Annotated in this window: 1 protein-coding gene; it reads right to left on the bottom strand. The window is 64.7% G+C overall.

The window, feature by feature from the left end; translation table 11 throughout:
- Positions 1–1,777 (bottom strand): BREX-1 system phosphatase PglZ type A (gene pglZ, locus KDB67_RS15695; protein WP_291017444.1); only part of this gene is annotated, 1,777 nt, incomplete at both ends.

Genomic DNA, 1,777 nt, shown 5'->3' with positions numbered 1-1,777 from the left:
TTTCGGCGTCCTCGTTGAGGACCAGTTCGATGGTGGTGCTGCGGTCACGGATGTCGGCGGCGGTACTGTCCACGACGATCTTGCGCCGGCCTGACAGTTCGGTGCCGTCCTGGGCGTAGACGCCGACATCGAGGGTGCGGCCGCGCGTCTTGCCCGACACCGGTTCGCGTTGCAGCAGCGTCACCATCACCGTGCTGGAGGTGATGGTGGGTGTGCTGACGTTGACGTCGACGGTCACCTTGGTGGTGGTGTTCTTGCGCGACTGGGTGAGCGTGACGAGAGGTACGACGATCTCCTGCAGGCTGGTGCCGCCGTGCACATACTGCACGCCGCTGCCCTGTTTACGGAGCCGGTGCAGGCCGCGCGGTGTTTGGACCTCCAGATCCCCGTCGAGCCCGAGTTGCTGAGCTGTCCAGGTGGTGAACGACGGATGGTCGCGCAGTCCCCTGCCGATCACGTGGCGACGGCCGTCGGCCACCACCTCGTCGCCGTGGGCGGTTTCGCTGAGATAGTCCGACGGTGCGAGTTCTGATCGCTGATACAGGAATCCGTGGTCGGCGGTGACGAGGACTCGGCTGGCGCGCATCTTGCCGCTGCCGAATCGTTTGATGAGCCGGGTGATGTCGTCGAGTGCGTCGGCGCATGCCTTGGGCGTCTGGTGTGGCGTCTTGTGACCGGTGGCGTCGATGGTGTCGTGGTAGACGACGACGGCTTCGTGTTCGCGCCACAGCTCGTATCGTTCGCCTGCACTGAGGCCCATCACCTCGGCGTAGTTGGTTGCCGCGATGTTCGCTTTGCCCCACAACAGATCCCGGGCGAGTAGACCGGATGTGGACTTTCCGTCGGCGAGAACGGTTTCACCGTTGGCGAGTTCGAGATGATCGTGCGGCAGCATCGCCGCCATCCCGAGGCAGGTGATCGACGGCAGCGGGGACAGTCGGGGTTCGATGGTGGCGGTGAACGAGTCGCTCGCGTTCATTCGTTCCGCCAGTTCCATCCCCACCTCGTAGCGGAACGCGTCGGAGACGATGACCAGCGTTTTCGTCTTGGCCGGCAGATCATAGCGGGCGAAACCACGCAACGACTGGATTCCGGGGATGTCCCAGCTCTCGAAGGTGTCGATCTGCTGCTGCCAGGCATGGGCGAGGGGACGCTGGCAATCGTGGACGTACCGGTGTTCCACCCGATCGGTGAGTCCTTTGCCGATCTCGATGTCCTGCTGTTCGATGTGGTGGCGGAACAATCGGTAGGCGCGGTCGATGCTCGCCCACCTGGCGGCGTAACTGGTGATGCCGTCGAGGGGGTCGGCGATGACGGGGGCGAATGTTTCGATACTGCTGAGGCATTCGGCCGCCGCACGCAGCGCCGCGTAGCTGTGCTCATTCTCGGCGTACCAGGTGGTGGCCGACCGGGTGCGGACGATCTCGTCGACCTCGCCGAGTGTCATGGTGCTGCGGTGGATTGCCTCTGCCAGTCCGTGGATGACGTAGTCGTCGACGATCGGGAACACATTCCGGTCGGCGAGGCCGGCTACCGGGGGTGTGTTGGTGCGGAGGTGTTCGGCGATGTTGAGGTCTTCTTGCGCCCGACCGGCGAGAGTGGTGAATACGCTGCGCGCCTGCGGGTCGTCGCGGAATCGTTCGAAGTCGATGCGCGCGGCGTTGCGCGCTTGCGGCCAGCCGGTCCACGCCTCGTTGAAGATCCAGGTGGCCAGGCCCGCGACACTCGGTGTGCCGGTGGTGTATCCGTAGATGCCGGCGCATCCCGACCACAAGAA

The organism is Gordonia sp. (in: high G+C Gram-positive bacteria) (assembly GCF_020438995.1).
Taxonomy (GTDB): Bacteria; Actinomycetota; Actinomycetes; order Mycobacteriales; family Mycobacteriaceae; genus Gordonia.
This window is presented reverse-complemented; position numbering and strand designations above follow the sequence as displayed.